The 19,075-nt window shown below is 30.3% G+C and carries 19 protein-coding genes; 9 read left to right on the top strand and 10 right to left on the bottom strand.

Features of this window, described 5'->3' with window-relative positions; all coding sequences use genetic code 11:
• Positions 1–125: 125 nt before the first annotated feature.
• Positions 126–1,154, bottom strand: a complete 1,029-nt coding sequence (locus ACR0QS_RS03345) for a guanido phosphotransferase (RefSeq protein ID WP_432632037.1) — start codon at positions 1,152–1,154, stop codon at positions 126–128.
• Positions 1,155–1,163: 9 nt separating this feature from the next.
• On the bottom strand, positions 1,164–1,715 hold the full coding sequence (locus ACR0QS_RS03340; RefSeq protein ID WP_432632036.1) for an excinuclease ABC subunit B: 552 nt from the start codon (positions 1,713–1,715) through the stop codon (positions 1,164–1,166).
• Positions 1,716–1,896: 181 nt separating this feature from the next.
• Here ACR0QS_RS03340 and ACR0QS_RS03335 point away from each other — a divergent pair, with 181 nt between their 5' ends.
• The 9 genes from ACR0QS_RS03335 to ACR0QS_RS03295 all read left to right on the top strand — a co-directional run bounded on the left by ACR0QS_RS03335 (position 1,897) and on the right by ACR0QS_RS03295 (position 9,953).
• A complete protein-coding gene (locus ACR0QS_RS03335; RefSeq protein ID WP_432632035.1) occupies positions 1,897–2,946 on the top strand; it encodes a methionine ABC transporter ATP-binding protein in 1,050 nt (349 codons plus the stop codon).
• Positions 2,930–3,610, top strand: coding sequence for a methionine ABC transporter permease (locus ACR0QS_RS03330; protein ID WP_432632034.1), 681 nt, complete (start codon positions 2,930–2,932; stop codon positions 3,608–3,610). The genes ACR0QS_RS03335 and ACR0QS_RS03330 overlap by 17 nt, the downstream gene beginning before the upstream one ends.
• 56 nt (positions 3,611–3,666) lie before the next feature.
• Positions 3,667–4,626, top strand: a complete 960-nt coding sequence (locus ACR0QS_RS03325; RefSeq protein WP_432632033.1) for an L-lactate dehydrogenase — start codon at positions 3,667–3,669, stop codon at positions 4,624–4,626.
• Between the two features lie 126 nt (positions 4,627–4,752).
• Positions 4,753–5,547 (top strand): MetQ/NlpA family ABC transporter substrate-binding protein, encoded by a 795-nt coding sequence (locus ACR0QS_RS03320; protein WP_432632032.1) that lies wholly within the window; start codon positions 4,753–4,755, stop codon positions 5,545–5,547.
• A gap of 62 nt (positions 5,548–5,609) precedes the next feature.
• Positions 5,610–6,440: a MetQ/NlpA family ABC transporter substrate-binding protein gene (locus ACR0QS_RS03315; protein ID WP_432632031.1), complete on the top strand. Its 831-nt coding sequence runs from the start codon at positions 5,610–5,612 to the stop codon at positions 6,438–6,440.
• A 32-nt stretch (positions 6,441–6,472) separates the two neighbouring features.
• On the top strand, positions 6,473–7,318 hold the full coding sequence (locus ACR0QS_RS03310) for an alpha/beta hydrolase (RefSeq protein ID WP_432632030.1): 846 nt from the start codon (positions 6,473–6,475) through the stop codon (positions 7,316–7,318).
• Between the two features lie 63 nt (positions 7,319–7,381).
• Complete coding sequence (locus ACR0QS_RS03305; protein ID WP_432632029.1) at positions 7,382–8,224, top strand: MetQ/NlpA family ABC transporter substrate-binding protein; 843 nt, start codon at positions 7,382–7,384, stop codon at positions 8,222–8,224.
• 63 nt (positions 8,225–8,287) lie between these two features.
• Positions 8,288–9,100 carry a MetQ/NlpA family ABC transporter substrate-binding protein gene (locus ACR0QS_RS03300; protein ID WP_432632038.1) on the top strand — a complete coding sequence of 271 codons (813 nt, stop codon included), beginning with the start codon at positions 8,288–8,290 and terminating at the stop codon, positions 9,098–9,100.
• Positions 9,101–9,143: 43 nt separating this feature from the next.
• Positions 9,144–9,953, top strand: a complete 810-nt coding sequence (locus tag ACR0QS_RS03295; protein WP_432632028.1) for a MetQ/NlpA family ABC transporter substrate-binding protein — start codon at positions 9,144–9,146, stop codon at positions 9,951–9,953.
• Between the two features lie 48 nt (positions 9,954–10,001).
• Here ACR0QS_RS03295 and ACR0QS_RS03290 read toward each other — a convergent pair whose 3' ends face one another.
• The 8 genes from ACR0QS_RS03290 to ACR0QS_RS03255 all read right to left on the bottom strand — a co-directional run bounded on the left by ACR0QS_RS03290 (position 10,002) and on the right by ACR0QS_RS03255 (position 18,998).
• Positions 10,002–10,889 carry an energy transducer TonB family protein gene (locus ACR0QS_RS03290; protein ID WP_432632027.1) on the bottom strand — a complete coding sequence of 296 codons (888 nt, stop codon included), beginning with the start codon at positions 10,887–10,889 and terminating at the stop codon, positions 10,002–10,004.
• A gap of 197 nt (positions 10,890–11,086) precedes the next feature.
• Positions 11,087–11,770 (bottom strand): hypothetical protein, encoded by a 684-nt coding sequence (locus ACR0QS_RS03285; RefSeq protein ID WP_432632026.1) that lies wholly within the window; start codon positions 11,768–11,770, stop codon positions 11,087–11,089.
• Between the two features lie 514 nt (positions 11,771–12,284).
• Positions 12,285–14,096: an ankyrin repeat domain-containing protein gene (locus tag ACR0QS_RS03280; protein ID WP_432632025.1), complete on the bottom strand. Its 1,812-nt coding sequence runs from the start codon at positions 14,094–14,096 to the stop codon at positions 12,285–12,287.
• A gap of 214 nt (positions 14,097–14,310) precedes the next feature.
• Complete coding sequence (locus ACR0QS_RS03275) at positions 14,311–15,351, bottom strand: N-acetylmuramoyl-L-alanine amidase (RefSeq protein WP_432632024.1); 1,041 nt, start codon at positions 15,349–15,351, stop codon at positions 14,311–14,313.
• Positions 15,344–16,684, bottom strand: coding sequence for a CHAT domain-containing protein (locus ACR0QS_RS03270; protein WP_432632023.1), 1,341 nt, complete (start codon positions 16,682–16,684; stop codon positions 15,344–15,346). Before ACR0QS_RS03270 ends, ACR0QS_RS03275 begins: the two co-directional genes overlap by 8 nt.
• Positions 16,671–17,414 (bottom strand): NYN domain-containing protein, encoded by a 744-nt coding sequence (locus ACR0QS_RS03265; RefSeq protein WP_432632022.1) that lies wholly within the window; start codon positions 17,412–17,414, stop codon positions 16,671–16,673. The genes ACR0QS_RS03270 and ACR0QS_RS03265 overlap by 14 nt, the downstream gene beginning before the upstream one ends.
• A gap of 117 nt (positions 17,415–17,531) precedes the next feature.
• Positions 17,532–18,683, bottom strand: a complete 1,152-nt coding sequence (locus ACR0QS_RS03260; protein ID WP_432632021.1) for a peptidase M30, hyicolysin — start codon at positions 18,681–18,683, stop codon at positions 17,532–17,534.
• A gap of 18 nt (positions 18,684–18,701) precedes the next feature.
• Positions 18,702–18,998, bottom strand: a complete 297-nt coding sequence (locus ACR0QS_RS03255; RefSeq protein ID WP_432632020.1) for a hypothetical protein — start codon at positions 18,996–18,998, stop codon at positions 18,702–18,704.
• Between the last annotated feature and the right edge of the window lie 77 nt (positions 18,999–19,075).

Here is a 19,075-nt window from a genome sequence, read left to right as displayed (position 1 = left end):
TTACGATAGATAGCAAAGTAATCTAAATTTATTAAAATTAAACTTTTATAATTTAATTTCGTTAATAAATAAATTTTATACAAAGTGGATTGCTTCGTATTTTTCAAATGCTCGTAATGACAAATTTACAAATTCAAAATCTCTCTAATCAAATTCGCTCTTATTTCATTAATATTTTTTTCTCTATTGCCGTTAATATTTTGAATTTGAAGATGATTATTTTTAGCGGCAAAAATCATATAATATAAATTGTCAAGTTCAATATCTTTCAATAAGTCGTAATATAATCCCATTCTTAACCAAAAACTATATTTTATAAGTTCGCCGTAATTTAGAATCTTTGCCGAAGATAATATTGCCTTGCTTCTGTATATTCTGTCTTCGACTTTAATTTTATCAAGTTTTTTAATTCTCTTTCTTATATTTTTTTCTTTATCTAAAATATCATGAACTATCTCGAGCGTTTTTTTCAAAATATCTTTTTCTTTAATTCCAATCATAACTTTATTTGTTATCGTTATTATTGGAAGATTTTTTTTGCCTATTGATAATAATGATAAATAGAAACCTAATTTTGAAAATTTATTTATAAAATAATCTATATTTTCGGGAGTTTTCCAAAGAATCGCTGGGATTGAAATTGCGACAGTTAAATTAATTGCAGTTCCTATTTTGTGTGGCGAGCTTGTCAAATATCCAAATTTTTTATCAAATGCGAAATCTATTTTTTCGTCAAGTTTATTTTCTATATCGTAAGCCGTTTTAAAGCAATCGTTTAACTCGAGTCCTCTTGCTATAGTTTGTATTTCCAAATGTTCGTTTGAATTTATAAGTATAGAAGTTGATTCTTCGGAGTTCGTATATAAAGTGGCGTTTAATAAATTTCTTTTTTTTGGAATCGTGAGATTTTCTTTAAGTATCCTTATATCGCAAGGTTTAATATCGGCTAATTTTATTTTAGTCAAATTGAGTTTCAAATCTTCAATATTTTTTTGCAAAATAGAATCGACTTTATCGTATTCGTTTTTGTCCATATGATGATGAAATCTTATATTTTCTAAATTTCTATATATCGAAACTTTTGAATATAAAACGATATTGTCTTCAGAACCTTTAGTAAAAATCCAATTTGCTATATTTTTATCAGAAATCATATTCTTCATTTATATTTTTTCTTCTATTTTTTCGGACTTTTTAGAAATTAAAACTTCGTTCAAATTTTTTATTTTCTTTTTTAATTCGTTAGCCTCTTCGTATTTCTCCATTTTTTTAAGGAGTTCCATATTGTCTTTATGTTTTGAAATTTCTTTTTCTATATCTTCGTTCGATAAATTTCTGTTTGAGATTTTTCCTATATGTTTATTTGCATGATGAATTTTCTTTACTATTTTACCAGCGAAAGCTCCGAAACTATCATAACATTTCGGGCAGGCGACATTCTTTGTAATTAAAAAATCATTTAAAGAATATCCGCATACATTACAAGTTTTTTTATAATTCTTTTTTTTACCGATTTTTTTTATTGCGATGGATTTACGGCTTGGTAATTTCGGCAATACGGAAAATAATTTATTGTCGTTATCTTCCAAACATTTTTCTACGATTCTTAATTCTTGTTCGCATTTTTTACAGACGCTTATTTTTTCAAATTCTTTTCCTATTTGTTCGGTAATATGCAAAACCGCTTTTTCTTTACGACATATATTGCAAGTCAAAGTTCTACCCCTATAATATTATAAATAAAATTTTACCATTTAACATAAAAAATTGCAAATAAAAGTTTGAATTATAATAAAAAGTATTTTAATTCTATATTTGACAGAAATATTATAAATAGTATAATCTACCATTAAAAAATTATAATTAAATTTAAAATTTAGAGAAGATAAATTAAAAATGATTGTTTTAGAAAATGTTAGTAAAATTTTTACAACCGAAAATAATAAAAAACTTAACGCCGTAAACGATGTTTCGCTAAAAATTGAAACTGGCTCAATATACGGCATAATAGGTTTTTCTGGAGCTGGCAAATCCACTCTCGTTAGATGCATTAATCTTTTGGAGCGTCCGACTTCTGGGCATGTTTATATAGACGATGTAGAAATGACTTCTTTATCGAACGGGCAGTTAAGAGAAAAAAGAAAAAAAATAGGAATGATATTTCAGCAGTTCAATTTATTTGCGTCAAGAACCGTATTCAAAAATGTCGCCTATCCGTTAAGATATAGAGGTTTGTCGAAAAGAGAAATTGAAAAAAAAGTTATGTCTTTACTCGAACTCGTTGATATAAAAGAAAAAGCGTTTGCCTATCCTTCGCAGTTAAGCGGCGGACAAAAACAGAGAGTTGCAATTGCAAGGGCGCTCGCCAACGAACCGAATATACTTTTATGCGATGAAGCTACAAGCGCGCTCGACCCTCAAACCACAAGCTCGATATTAAAATTATTGAAAAAATTAAACGAAACTTTAGGTCTTACTATAGTCGTTATAACGCATGAAATGAATGTAGTTAAAGAATTATGCCATAGAGTCGCCGTTATGAATAAAGGAGTTTTAATAGAAGAAGGAAATATATTTGATGTATTTTCCGCTCCAAAAAATCAAATAACTAAAGAATTTATAGACACTACTTCAAATGTATCGAAAATATATTCTTTAGTGGAAGAAAATGACGAACTCACAAAACTTAAACCCAACGAATGCATAGTTCGATTAAGATATAAAAAAGGAAATGTAGTCGAGCCGATGGTTTCGCATATTTCAAGAGAATATAATGTCGATATTAATATCATTTTTGCCAATGTGGAAGTTGTGGACGACAGCCATTTGGGAGGCTTGGTGGTTATAATGCATGAACTTGAAATAGACGGAATAAAAAAAGCGATTATATTTTTGCAAGAAAAAAATATTGATGTGGAGGTAATATTAGATGCAAGAAATTCTTAATAAATTAATTCCAAATGTTATGGGCGATTTGCCAAAACTTTACGACAGCATAATTCAAACATTTATAATGCTTATACAATCGGGAGTAATATCGTTTTTTATAGGCGGTTTCTTCGGAATACTTTTGGTAGTTACAAAAAAATACGGAATACTCGAAAATAAAATAATATACGAAATATTAAGTAAAGTTATTAATTTCTTCAGAGCTATTCCTTTCATTATTCTTCTTGCAATGCTCGTTCCATTAACAAGGTTCATTATGGGAACGGCAATCGGAGTGAAAGGAGCGATAATTCCATTGATATTCGGAACTGTTCCGTTTTTCGCAAGACAGATGGAAAGCGCTTTATCGGAAGTAGATTCTGGATTAATCGAGGCGGCGCAGTCAATGGGTTCTTCTCCAATCGCTATAATTTTTAGAGTATATTTAAAAGAAAGTATAGCTCCAATAGCGAGAGGAACTACGATAACGGCGATAAGTTTAATAAGTTTAACGGCAATGGCGGGAGCGGTTGGAGCGGGTGGACTCGGAACTTACGCTATTCAATCGGGATATTATAGAAATAAATTGGATATAATATATGTTTCCGTTATACTTTTGGTAATATTGGTTGGAATAATACAGGCTATAGGAAATTTTATAGTCAAAAAAGCGACTCATTAATTTTTTATTTAAGATTTTTTAATTTAATTTTTTAAAGTAAAGAAGGAATAAATTTTATGAATAACATTAAAGAAAGAAAAATAGCAATAATCGGAGCGGGACATGTCGGCTCGCATGCAGGATACGCTTTAGCTTCTCAAGGTTTGGTTGAAAATATTATTTATATAGATATTGACAAGAAAAAAGCTTTCTCTCAAGCGCTGGATATATTCGATTCTGTGGTTTATCTTCCGCATAGAATAGTGGTTAGAGCTGGAGATTATGGCGACATTGACGATGCCGATATTATGGTTATATGCGCAGGACCTTTGCCAAAAGACTTATCTCAAACAAGAATGGACACTTTGGGCGATACGATAGCCGTTATGAAAGATGTGATTTCAAATATTAAAAAAACTAAATTCTCTGGAATAATAATAAATATATCGAATCCCGCCGATGTGATTACTCATTATATTCAAAATAAATTAAATTATGATTATAAAAGAATAATATCGACAAGCACTACTTTAGACTCGGCAAGACTGCGAAGAGCGTTATCGGAAGAAATAAATATAGACCAAAAATCAATTTGCGCATATTCTTTGGGAGAGCATGGCGAAAGTCAAATGGTTGCTTGGTCAACGGTATCAATAGCGGGAAAACCTTTATTTGAATTAATGAAAGAAAAACCCGAAAAATACGGAAAACTTGATTTAAATAAAATAGCCGAAAAAGGAAGAAGAGGAGGCTGGGAAGTATTCGAGGGAAAAGGTTCTACGGAATTTGGAATAGGTTCTTCGCTTGCCGAAATCGTCCGAGCCATAATTTGCAACGAGCATAGAATTTTGCCAGTATCGGTTTATTTAAATGGAGAATACGGACAAAAAGATGTTTACGCGAGCGTTCCAGCGGTTTTGGGAAAAGACGGAGTCGAAGAAATAATCGAACTTAACATGACGGAAGAAGAAAAAAAATTATTCGATAATTCCTGCAAATTCATGAGCGAAAATTATAAATTAGCTTTGAGTATGTGATAATCAAAAGAATATTTAAAATTATATTTGCAATTTTATTTTTTATAATATATGATTTAAGTCAAATTTTTTAGTAAATAATTTATAAAAAATAAAAAATAAATTAATAAAGAAAAAGGATTAAACATGAAGAAAATAATTATATTTTTTATAAGCGCCATATTATTAATCTCCTGCGGGGAAAAATCTGATAATAAAGTTAGAATTGGAATTATAGGAGATTCGGATAGAGTAATTTGGCAGGAAGTTAAAAATAAAGTTTCTGCAGACGGAATAGAAATAGAACTTATAACTTTTGCCGATTATCTTTTGCCTAATCAGGCTTTAAATGACGGAGATATAGATTTGAACGCTTTTCAGCATCATGCATTTTTTGATAATGAAATAAAAACAAAAGACTATAAATTAACCGCAATAGCCGACACTTGTTTAGCGGCTATGAATATATACTCTCAAAATATTTCTAATGTAAGCGAAGTGAAAAACGGAGATAAAATAGCAATTCCAAACGACCCTTCAAACGGAGGAAGAGCTTTAAAAGTATTGGAAGCTGCGGGATTAATAAATATTAGAGATAGAAGTATAGCCAATCCGTCAGTATCGGATATAATTGATAATCCTTTGAATTTGAATATAGTCGAAGTGGACGCTGGCAGTATATACAGCTTGCTTCCCGATGTAGCTTGCGCGGTTATTAATTGTAATTTTGCTTTAAGTTTCGGACTTAATCCAAGTCAAGATGCAATATTTGAAGATAATCCTGCAAATTATTCTGGAAACGGTTATATAAATGTAATAGTGGCAAGAACGGAAGATAAAGATAACGAAACATTAAAGAAAATAGTCGAAGCGTATCAATCCGATGAAGTGAAACAAATTTACGCTACGGATTTTAAAGGCGCTTATATAGCGGTTTGGTAAAGGCAATAAGGCGATTAATTTAAAAAATTAAAAATAAAAAAATAAAATTTAAGGAGAAACTAATGATATTAAAAAATAGTTTTAACAAAAAAATATTATTTATATTGGCTGTATTTACGGCAGTCTTCTTTACCGCATGCTCGAGTAAAAATAAAGATAGCATAACGGTAAAAGTAGGACATGTTGGAGAATCCGATAGAGCTATATGGAAACCAATTCAGGAAAAATTGTCCAAAGAAGGAATAAATGTGGAGCTTGTTTCGTTTGCCGATTATTCTATTCCTAATCAGGCGCTTAATGACGGAGATATAGATTTGAACGCTTTTCAACATCATGCTTATTTTTATAATGAAACCTATACTAAAGGTTATAATTTGTCTATATTAGGAGTGACTTATATATCCGCAATGAATATTTATTCTCAAAAAATTTCAAATGTAAGCGAAGTGAAAAACGGAGATAAAGTTGCAATTCCTAACGACCCTTCAAACGGAGGAAGAGCCTTAAAAGTATTGCAAGCGGCGGGATTAATAAAACTTAGAGATAACGCGCCAGACAATCCCGAAGTTTCCGATATAGGCGAAAATCCTTTGAATTTGGATATAGTCGAAGTCGAAGCGGGCAGTATATATAGTTTGCTTCCAGATGTTGCATGCGCCGTTATAAACTGTAATTACGCTTTGGATTTCGGACTTAATCCTGGTGCAGATTTTATATTTCAAGATAATCCAAGAATATATAATAATAATATGTATGTTTGTTTAATAGCTTCAAGAACTGAAGATAAAGATAACGAAATATATAAAAGAATTGTGGACGCCTATCATTCTCCCGAAGTTGAAAAAGTTTACGAAGAAGAGTTTAAAGGCGCTTATTTGCCAGCTTGGAAATAAATTTTAAATAAACAAACAAAGGAAAAATTAAAATGAAAAATATACTAACGGTTTTAACAATAATATTTTTTGCTGTTATTTCATGCAAAGAGAAAGATAATAATTTTAAAATAAATTTTGAAAGCAAACCTATTCAAATTAAAGGCTCGGTAGGAAATCTATCAGCGATTTTGCAAACTCCAGATTTACCTGAAAATGAAAAATGTCCAATAGTTATTATCATGCATGGAATAACATCTTTTAAAGAAAGACCAATATTCATAATATTAGCCGATAAATTGCAGTCAGAAGGAATAGCTTCAATACGATTTGATTTTAACGGACATGGAGAAAGCGAAGGCGAATTTATAGATATGACTGTTCCTAAAGAAATCGAAGACGCTCGGGCTGTATATGAATATGTAAAAAGTTTAAATTTTGTAAACGGCATCTCGTTATTAGGGCATTCGCAAGGCGGAGTTGTCGCTTCTATGTTTGGAGGAGAATTGAAGAATAATATTCAAAGTATAGTTTTAATGGCTCCAGCTGGAATTATTGAAGACGCTTCAAAAGGCGGAATTATTTTAGGACAAGCTTTTAATACTAATAACATACCAGAATATATAGAATTTAATAATAACAAAATAGGAAGCGATTATATTAAAACCGCTCAAACGCTTAATATTTACGAAACGGCGGCTCAATATGAAGGACCCGTTTGCATAATACATGGCACGATGGACGAATTAGTTCCATACAGTTATGGAGAAAAATATAGAGACATATATAAAAACGGAACATTATATCCAATCGAAGGAGAAAACCATAGTTTTTCAAATGATATGGAATTGGCTACGGATATAGCGGTAGATTTTATAAAAAGCATAGTTAAAAAATAAATAAAATAGCTAAAAAAATAATTTAAATAAATTTTAAAATTTTCATTCAAAGGAGAAATTAAGATGAAAAAAGTTTTAAACATTTTGGCAGTTGCATTGATTACAGTTTTTTCAATTTTTGTAATCGTATCATGCGGCGAAGGTTCTTCTTCAAATAGCGGAGGAGACAAAGACAAGGTTGTAAGAGTTGGATTTGCGGGAGACTCGGATTATCAAATTTGGAATCCTATAGTTTCAAAATTATCCAACGAAGGTATAACGGTAGAATTATATACTTTCTCCGATTATACGATTCCGAATCAGGCTTTAAATGACGGAGAGATTGATTTGAACGCTTTTCAGCATTATGCCTATTTCAACGATGAAGTGTCAAATAAGGGCTACGATTTAATCGCAATAGCAGATACTTATATCTCGGCAATGAATATCTATTCTCAAAAAATCTCAAATGTAAGCGAGGTTAAAAGAGGAGATAAAGTTGCAATTCCTAACGACCCTTCAAACGGAGGAAGAGCATTGAAAGTATTGCAAGCTGCGGGATTAATAAAAGTTCGAGCGGAAGCGGGAGATACTCCGAGCGTTTCGGACATAATAGAAAATCCTTTAAATTTGGATATAGTCGAAGTTGAAGCGGGCGGAATATACAGTTTACTTCCCGATGTGGCTTGCGCGGTTATAAACGGAAATTACGCGATAGATTTCGGTTTGAATCCAGGTTCGGATTATATATTTAAAGACGACCCTGCGATTTATAGCGGAAAATCTTTCGTAAATTTGATAGCGGCAAGAACGAAAGATAAAGATAACGAATTATACAAAAAAGTAATCGAAACTTATCAATCGGATATTGTCGAAGAAGTTTACGCCAATAATTTCAAAGGTTCTTATTTGCCTACTTGGAAATAATGGAAATAAAATTTTAGAAATTAAAAAATATTAAAATAAAGGAGAATTAAAATGAATAATAAAATTTTAAATATTTTGATAATTGCATTATTAAGTATTTTTGTAATTATATCATGCGGTAAATCGTATTCAAACGAAAATAACGAAGTTGTTCGAGTAGGTTTTTATACCGACTCGGAATATCAAATTTGGACGCCTATAGTTTCAAAATTATCTAACGAAGGAATAAGTATAGAATTGGTAGCTTTTGCCAACACAAGAATGCCGAATCAGGCTTTGAATAACGGAGATATAGATTTGAACGCTTTTCAGCATCACGCTTATCTTGATGACGAAGTTTCAAATTTGGGATACGATATAGTTGCTATAGCCGATACTTATATTTCGGCAATGAATATTTATTCTCAAAATATTTCTAATGTAAGCGAGATTAAAAGAGGCGATAAAGTTGCAATTCCTAACGACCCTTCCAACGAGGGAAGAGCTTTAAAAGTATTGGAAGCGGCGGGATTAATAAAAGTTCGTCCAGAAGCTGGAGATTTGCCAAGCGTATCCGATATAATAGAAAATCCTTTAGAATTGGATATATTGCCCGTTGAAATCGGTTCTGTGCCATCATATTTACCAGAAGTTGCATGCGCGGTTATAAACGGACATGTGGCAATAGATTTCGGTTTAAATCCTGGAACGGATTATATATTTAAAGACGACCCTTCGATTTATAGCGGTAATGCGTTCGTAAATTTGATAGCGGCAAGAACGGAAGATAAGGACAATCCTATATTTAAAAAAATTATAGAGACATATCAATCGGATTTAGTCGAAGAAGTTTACTCTAATAATTATAAAGGTTCTTATTTGCCAGCTTGGAAATAAAATTTTGGAATAAAAATTATTCAAAATTAATAGGAGAATTAAAATGATAAATAGATTGATAATTGCATTATTAAGTATTCTTGTAATTATCTCATGCGGAAAATCTTCTTCAAGCAAAGATAACGAAGTTGTTAGAGTTGGTTTTTATACGGACGCTCATTATCAAATTTGGAATCCTTTGGCTTCAAAATTATCTAACGAAGGAATAATTATAGAATTAGTTTCTTTTGCCGATACCAGAATGCCAAATCAGGCTTTGAATAACGGAGATATAGATTTAAACGCTTTTCAGCATCATGCCTACTTTGAAGACGAAGTTTCAAATAATGGATACGATATAGTTCCTATAGCCGACACATTTATAACGGTTATGAATATCTATTCTCAAAAAATTTCAAATGTGAGCGAGGTTAAAAACGGAGATAAAGTTGCAATTCCTAACGACCCTTCTAACGAGGGAAGAGCCTTAAAAGTATTGGAAGCTGCGGGATTAATAAAAGTTCGTCCAGAAGCGGGAGACTCTCCAAGTCTTTTTGATGTAATAGAAAATCCTTTAAATTTGGATATATTGCCCGTTGAAATCGGTTCTGTGCCAACATATTTACCAGAAGTGTCATGCGCTGTTATAAATAGTCATGTGGCAATAGATTTCGGTTTAAATCCTGGAACCGACTATATATTTAAAGACGACCCTACGATATATAATGGAAATTCGTTTGTTAATCTAATAGCCGCAAGAAGGGAAGATAAAGATAATCCTGTATTTCAAAAAATTATAAAAGCCTATAAATCCGATATGATGAAAGAGATTTACGCCAATAATTTCAAAGGTTCGTTTATAGCTACTTGGTAATTAAAAAATAAAATTATAAAGGCATTTCTTTTATAAGGAATGTCTTTTTTATTCTCTAGCAAAATTTTGATATATAAATTTAAACGGTATGTAAATTTTTCCATTTTCCGCATAATCTCTAAGCAAACCTTGAGGAGGCGGTTTCAATTTTTTAGCGTATTCTATCGCCTTCGAGCATGAATTGTCCAAACTGTTTTGTCCGATTTGTGATTTCTTCAAAAACTTTTCAAATATAATATTTCCTTCTTCGTCTACAGAAATTAAAACTTCAACTTCGTCCGTTCTTAAAAGTCCCAAATAATGCGCCTGATTCGGAATCGTCAAATACCAAGAATCTCTTATAGAACCTACCAAAGAATAAAAATACCAAAAATATTCCTGAGCTTTCGTTCCAAGCTGAATGCCTCCCGTTCGACTCGAAAGAACGACAGCCCTATCCGCTCCGTCCTCAAAAGACGCGGGAATTTTTGTATCGCCTTTTATTCCGGGATTTTTAGGTTTATAAGTTTCGACATTTTCTCGGCTTATATCTTCACCCAATTCGTTTCTTTTTATATTGTTGTTATTATTATTCGGCGAAATATTTTGTCTTCTTTCAACAATCGGACTATTCGCTCCGTCTCCGAAAAACGAAAATACCGAAGTATCCGAAAAAGTCCTCGAAGGATTAACATTTGCAAGTCCTCTCGATATTAAAGATTTATCGGAAGCGAAAGGAGTTTCTTCTTTATTTTCTTCTTCCTCAATATCGGGAGTTTCTACTAAAAACATATAATCGTCTTTTTTTATATTTTCTTCCAATTCGCTCGCTCTATCATAGGCGAAAACCGACTTTACGATGGAAGTATTTATAAAGCTAAAAACGAATATATGCAAAATTAGCGAAACTATTATTGCAAAAATTATCTCTTTTCTTTTAACGATTTTATTTTTCATAATTTTAATTTTTTATTTTATACTTAATTAATTATTTAATTATAAAGTATAAACTATAAAATTTCAAATTTGGTTAAATATTATTATACGGATTACTTCATTACATTAGCAATGACAATGCGCTATAAAATAAAAACGGATTACACAATTAAGTATAAACCGTTTAAGCGCGTGAATTAGAATTATATATTATCAAATTAACTGCCTGACGGAGTCGGTGTTGGGGTCGGAGTATATTTTTTCAAAGTTCCTTCATAAGTAGCATCATAACTCAATTTAGCATATGTCGTATTTCCATCGTCATCAACTTCTACATTCATATCTGCTGACTGTCCTTCAAAATATGTAATAGATATGGTATTGCCGTCTTCGGAGATAGTAAACTTTATGGTTTTTCTCTCTTTATAACTACCTTGTTCATTAATTTGTCCATCTTCAATTGTTGCGCCATATTCTGAACCAGATTTTAACGCTTCTTTTTCTATCGTTGTGTCGCTTTCAATTTCTAGTTCATTTTCTCCCCATTTTAATTTATTATTAGCGATTTTCAAATAAAATGTTTTGTCGCTTGTAATATCAATTCCATCAGCTCCAAAAAATTCTTCTTTAGTCGTTCCACTATATTGAAAGTCTTCAGATATGCTATGGGATTTATAGTAAAGAGTTCCTTGATAATAACCATCCACTAAATCTGTCGCGGGATAGCCCGTAAAAGTCGGAACGGAATCCGCTCCGTCATTTCCGCCGCCTCCTGTAGTTCCTTCATTACTGCAGCTAATTGAAAATAATAATGTTAATGATAATAATGTGATTAGAAATGTTTTGAAATGATTATTGATTAAAGATAATAATAACCCTTTCGTTTCGTTTCGTTTCTTCATGAGAATTTATCTCCTTGTTAAATAGATTTAATTCCGAAATTTTTCCTTTCGGTTAATTATGGGTAAATTATACAATATTTAGAATTTTTTGTCAACTGTTTAAATAAAAAAAATTTGCTAATCCCACGCCAAAGGCGGACAGTCGTCAATGGACGCAGAGCGAAAGCCTGTTGTTATTATAAATGTTAACGAATTCTAAATTTGGATTACTTCGCTATCGCTCGTAATGACAATTATTTTTGCACCGTCATTTCAATATTATTTATCCCGTCATTGCGAAGGGATAGCCTGAAGCAATCCACTATTTATAAAGTTTAATTTTAAAATAAAATTTTATCCACTTTGGACTAACTAGCCAACGGCAAACTTTAGTCGGCGTTCAAATATTAAATAAATTGTATAATACTCAAAAAATTTTTGTTAATATTTATTCTAAAAAATTTAATTTTTTATATAAATAAAAAAGACTTTCTACTTCAATAAAAATAGAAAGTCTTTGAATTATGTATATATTTTACTTGCTAAAAATCCACCACTTTTTAGTTAAATCCCTTTTCTTCTTATACACAGGCAAACCGTAAGTGTCATACTCGATATTATTATTTTGATTATCTTCGCGGACAGGAGCGGTAGAACTTGAACCTCCTAAATAAGCGACTATTTTATCAAAGTTATTTTCTTTAGCCAAATCGGATGCCGTTTTTCCGTCTTTATCTTTCATATTTTTATCGACATTATATTTTTCAACCAACATGTTAACGGCGTTCGCGTTTCCATACATAGCCGCATAATGAAGAGGAGTTTGAGCGGAAGAATTTTTTTGATTAGGATTCGCTCCCTGACTTAAAAGCAATTCTGTAGTCGAATCAAGATTTTTCATAATAGCCCAATGTAAAGGAGTATCTTCTCCGTTATTGTCTACCGCGTTTATTAAATTTTTATCTTTATTTAATAATAAATTTATAACTTCATTATTACCGTTAGCGGCGGCAATATGAATAGCCATAGCTCCGTCTATATCGTCTCTCGCTCTTATATTGCAATTAGCGTCCAAAAGCGCAGAAACTATTTGAGGATTTCCAATATATGAAGCGTATAATAGAGGCGTGTCTCCTCCCAAATACCATCCGTTTGAAGCAGTCGTATCACGAGGAAGTTTTATTTCTTTATCTATATCTCTATAAGAAAGCAAAGCCTTAACCAAATCCAAATTATTATTTTCTATCGCTCTATGCAAAGGAGAAAAACCGTCATCATCCTGAAAATTAGGATTAACTCCTTCTTTTAACAAATTATTAACGGCTATTATATCGTTATTTTTTATCGCTACTAAAAGTTCGAGCTGTTTTACATCCAACTCTTTTTTATTAATATCTTCGTCTTTAGGCGGAGCAAGTTCGTTATCCGTATTATTTTCTTTTGAACTCGCTTCGTTATTAGGAATAGGCGGATTTTCAACATTATCTTCTTTTTTCTCTTCCAATAATTCGGCTTGAGATTTGTCTTCTTCATTATTTTCATTATTTATAGTATTTTCTTCAGTCGCTCTTTCAATATTTTCTTTGCCCGACAAATAATTTTTAACATCCTCTTTTTGAGCGTAAGATAAAGCCACGCTTCCATCGTTCGCTCTAGTTTCTTTATTAGCCCCAAGATTTACGAGCGTTTCAACCGTTTGAAGAGATGAAAAAGCGGACGCGTAATGAAGCGGAGTCCAGCCGTCCACATCTTTTGATTCCAAATCCGCTCCTTTTTCGGCTAAAAGTTTAATAGTTTCGGGTTTATCTTTCATTGCCGCCCAATGCAAAGGCGCGTTTCCTTTATTGTCGGTTTCATTAACTATGGTTTCGTCTTTTGAAAGCAGCATTTCTATAATTTCGTCATTTCCGTTGGCGGATGCAATATGAATCGCCATACTTCCGTCAATATCGTCTTTCGCCTTTATATCGGCATTATTATCAAGCAAAGTTTTAACAATATTCGTATATCCCAAATATGAGGCTAAAATCAAAGGAGTAGCTCCTCCCAAATACCAGCCGTTTATATTAACCGACATATCAAGTTTGGAATTTATATTTAAATTCGTATTCTTCAAAAGTTCATTAACCGTAGCCAAATCGTTATTATAAATCGCCCTATGAATCGGAGTATATCCGTTCGTATCCAAAACATTAATATTTATATTCGTATTAGCGGAATTTATTAGCGAAGAAACCATTTGAGAATTTTTTTCGTTTATAGCTTCGAATAGCTGTTCTTCTTCCGTAGTTAGCGCAAAAATATAACAAGTTAAAATAAATAATAATAAATATTTTATATATTTCATTTTATACCCCAAATAAATTAGTCAACATAATTATATAAAATAATAAATAAAATATCAATAGCAAATAGAAATAATTTTTAATTTTTATTTTAAATATTTTTTAACGATTGACTTTTTTAATAATTATTTTAATATATTTTTAAGTTTTATCATAATAAAAGGGAATATCGCATGATATTCCCTCGATTATTGTTTTCGGTTCTTTTTGAAAGAATTAATAATTTTTTATATATTTATCGCTCACAATATTTCTATTTACAAAAATATTTGTGAAAAAAGTATTCGTTAACTTCTCCAATTCTTCCGCTTTATTAATTCTTTTAACTTTTTCGTTCAAAGCTCTTATAATCGCGTAAGTTTCATTGTCGATATTTCCGTCTATTTTTTTCGGTCTAAAATGGCATTGAAAAACATATAAAACTTTTCTCGATTCAAAATCCCATCTATTATTTGTCGGCATGCTCGTATAACCGTATTTTATAAATTCTTCTTTAATGTCTTTTATTTTAGCTCTTCTGAATTTTTTATCATATAAAAATTTTCTATAATCTTCTTCGTCATACCAAAAACCCAAATTATATTCGTCATATAATCTCTTCCAAGGGAATTTCGGTCCGGGGTCTATTTTTCTATAAGGAGCGACATCGGAATGTCCCAATATATTATAAGGTTTTATATTATATTTTTCCGTAATATTTTTTAGCAAAGAAGCGACTTTTTTAATTTGACTTTCTTCATAATCTATATATTCGTCATAAGAAAGAAAATATCTGTTTTCCAACTGCCTTTTCGTCATTCTTCTTAATTGAGCGGGAGTATTTGTAACTTTTCTTGCAAAACCCAGATTAACTATTTCAATTCCTATAGAACTGTCGTTTATGTTTCCTCTATTGTCAAACATAGTTATTCCCGCATGCCAAGCTCTGTTGGTTTCTTCGACAAGTCTGTATATGGGTTCTTCTTCTTTAGTCGTTATTAAATAATGTGAAGAAACTCCGCGCGAAGTCAATACTTTAATCGAAAGGTCATCGTTTAAAGCCGTGTAATGCAAGATAATATATTGTATTCTCAAATTATATGATTTTGCTCTATACATTGAAGATATTCTAATCGTATTATCGGTTTCATTAACTGTATTTGCAGAATTTATATCGTTTATATTTTTTATATAGTTTTTCGGACGAAGCAAAAAAAATGAAATAAAAAATATTATCAAAACATATATTATAATTTTTTTACTAAATCTATTAAACATAAGCGGGAACTCCATTGAATCTATAGCGCATAAATCCGTTGTAAAATTCTTTAATTTCTAAATAAGCCAAATAATAAGCCTGCGCCGTATTTATTCTCGTATATTTATGAAATAAGTTGGAATAAAAACTTTCAATAAAATCAATATAAATTCCGTCAGCCAAACTTCCCGTTCCAGATATTACCGTTCTTACTCCCGCGGATAGCAAAGATTGAATAAGTTTATTATCGTTTTCTTCCATGTTGCAGGCGTTAATAAAAACTAAAGACGGCGGATTTTCCAAAGCGCTTATCGAATTTAATATATAATCTTCGCTCAATTTTATTCCGTTAGAATATCCATGCGTTATTATATGAACAATATCGTAATTTTCCAAAACTTTAATAAAATCAAAATAATTATGCTCTTTTCTATATAAATCAATATTCATATCTTTATTTAAATTTAATTGAATCGAATTAATTATTTCAATTTCTTTTTTATCGTTTTTTATATTTTCATCTGGAATCGAAACTATAGCCATTTTATTATTATTTTTATTTTTTTCGTTATTTGGCAAAATATTAACTGCATTCGTATAAGAAAAAATTATTTTTTCCGAAATAAATTTTTTATCGTAAGCGAGAATTTCCCAAGGAATATTATAAGTATTTTCGTCAAGATGCAAATAAATTATTCTAAAACCGTTTAGCAAATGATTTCTAAATTCTTTTTCGGGAATAAGCATATTCGTTAAATAACTTCCGATTTCAATAAATTTTTCAGAATTATCGTTTTCGCTATTTGAAGTTTTTAATAATCTTAAATATTCTTTATAAATACTTTTATAAGCTTGATAATCGAATTTTTTTTGATACTCGGCTATATAAAGAGACGGAGATGTTTCTATCGCTTTATATTTAAATATATCGTTTTCTTCCAATTCTTTTTCTATCGAGCATGAAAAAAAAGTTTGAGAGATATTTTCGTTTAACAAATTAAGTCCGTTTTTTAATTTTAAAAAAGTTTTATCGTCAATTTCAAATAAAGAAAAATCAATATATTTTTTTTCTAATTTATAATAGATTCCTCTTCTTCTTTTATAATTGTCGGTTATTTTTATATGCGCGAAATCGTCATTATTTTTTTTATTTTTGGAATTATCTAAATCATTTAAATCAATCTCGTAATATCCGTAAAGTTTATTTTTTTCTTCTTCGTATAAAAACGCGTTTATAATATTTCCGTTTTTAATTATTTTTTTTATATTTGAATTTTTTAATTTTATATATTCAGAATTTTTAGAAAAATATTCTTTATTTTGAGTTATTATATAAGATTTAATTTCTTTCATTTTTCTTTACTATATTTAAAATAAGTTTTTCATTTATCAAACCGTCAATATGTTCCTCTAACGAAGTATCTATATGATTTCCCATAGGATTCAATATAAAATCTATACCTTCTCTTCTTGCTATTTTTGATGCTGGCACGAAGTCGCTGTCGCCAGAAATTAAAACTATTTTATCAACAAGATTTTTATATGATAAAGAAGAGATATCTACGGCTATCTTCATATCAATTCCAGATTGTTTTAAATTTAAAATAAAATCTTCTTCAGCTAAATCATCAAATTTAATTGAAAAATTATTTTTTTCTATCCTAATATTTTTTATTATATCTTCAATTTTAGAAGGTTTTATAGTCCATCCATATTGTTTTTTTAATTTTCCAAGCCTTAAGGCAACTTTTCTATTTTTTCTTAATTCGTTAAATAATTCTATTTTAAATTCATATTCTTTTGTTTTTGAAAAATCTATACTTTTTCCAGTTTTAGGGTTATGTTCCTTATTATCATATGGAAAACAATCATAAAAAAATAATCTATAGAGATAACAACAATAATTTTCATTTTTTTTTCTTTTTTCATTCTTGCTTGCAAGGACTATAGAGTATAAATCTTTCACTACATTTTTAACATTATATTTTGAAAAAATAAAATTAGGGTCAAGTTTTTTTCTATAATATTTATATCTTTTGAGAAAAAAAGAACCATCTACTAAAACAGCGACTTTAATATCCATAATACAAAAAGATTCAGGGCTTGGCTTTCCTAATATATTTAGGAGCTTTTATACCTGAATCGAATAATTATTAATAATATAATTTTTAATAAAAAAAGTCAATAGTATAAAATATTTTCAATAATAAGAATTGACGATTAAATATCTGTTTTTTCCTTTAGCGTTAATATCGGGATTATAAACTATATAAATATTGTTTTCGAGTTCGACATATCTTAAAAGTTTATCGTCCGACATAAAATCGCCTTGCACATAAATAGCCGAACCAGGCGACATTGAAAAATTATATGCAGTCGTTATAACTTTTGGTTTTGTTTTTATTAATCCTTTATAACCGTATAAACCAGAAGTATCGTTATTATAATTTGCCTTTAACCAAGTCGCGTAAAGTTCGCTCCAATCCGTAAATTCTTTTATATTTTTATTTGCCGCATACAAAATCGCTTTATAAGTTCCTCTATATTCTTCGGGAGCGTTTGCAATATCTTTATAAATTTCAAAACCGTTTTTTGAATGAATCCCGAGCCAATACATAAAAAGCGAAACCGTAGCATATTTATGAACCGTATAACCTCCGCTCCAATTTATAAAATAATCTCCTTTCGTAATCAAATACATCGAATCGTTATTATAATAATTTAATCTGTTATTTGGCAAAGCGCCTCTATAAGAAATAACGGCAGTTTCCGATAAAGCCTCGTCAACCCAAATATCAAAAGATTTATTATTTTCTCTTATTTTGCCGTAATGTATGACATGCTGAAGTTCATGAGCTATTGTATTTACAACCGAGTCAATATTTTCCCAGCCGTTTATATAATCCAAAAATATAATATTTTTTTCTTCGTTTACTATTCCGTCTAAAATCGAATAGCCTTGCATATAAGGTTTATCTCCAGTCCAGCCTCCGTTAATATCCATTATTAGCAAAATTAATTTGCCTTCGAGTTTTCCGAATAAATATTCTTCCATTTCATAAACTCTCATGGTTTCAAGCAGAATATTTTTTAATTCTTTATCTTCTACTTTCAAATCGTTTTCCAAATACAAATCTATTTTTGCAGTGGAATATATATTTTGCGCTTTTATTTTTTCTTTTGAATAATTATTATTTATATATCGAACGGCATTAAAAATTTTTTCGTTATTACTGCCTGAATAAATTTGATAATTTTTTTTAGCGTTTAGTATATCGTTTAGATTTGCATTTAGAGTAAAGCTATTAAATATAAATAAAATAATGATAAATATTTTTTTATGATTTTGCATAAAATAAATTCCGTATTATTATAAATTGTTTATATTTGATTTTCGGAATGTTTCTCTTGAATTTTCTGCATAAGGGCAACTATCAAGACCTGCCTTGTTGGGAAAATGTGTATTGATAAAGTCTACAATATAATGCGTTCCATGATAAGCTTCAGAAGCATTCCGCCATTTTTTTCCTGGATATATCTCAGCTAATGCAGTCAGCGCCATTACACTCCTTGGATTTTTTAATTCCGGGGGCATATCAATGCTTAGCAGTATATCGAGGGCTTGATTTAGACAATCATATTCGTAATGAGTAACTTTTCTTTTCATTTATAATTTCCTCCGTAGTGGCAATTTGTTTACCTCACCTGCGTTTACCTGAGTACTGCCATTTATTATTCTATAAT

The sequence above is a fragment of the Brachyspira sp. genome, from assembly GCF_050873525.1.
Lineage (GTDB): Bacteria > Spirochaetota > Brachyspiria > Brachyspirales > Brachyspiraceae > Brachyspira.
The sequence above is the reverse complement of the archived record's forward strand: the minus strand, read 5'-3'. Positions and strand labels throughout refer to the sequence as shown.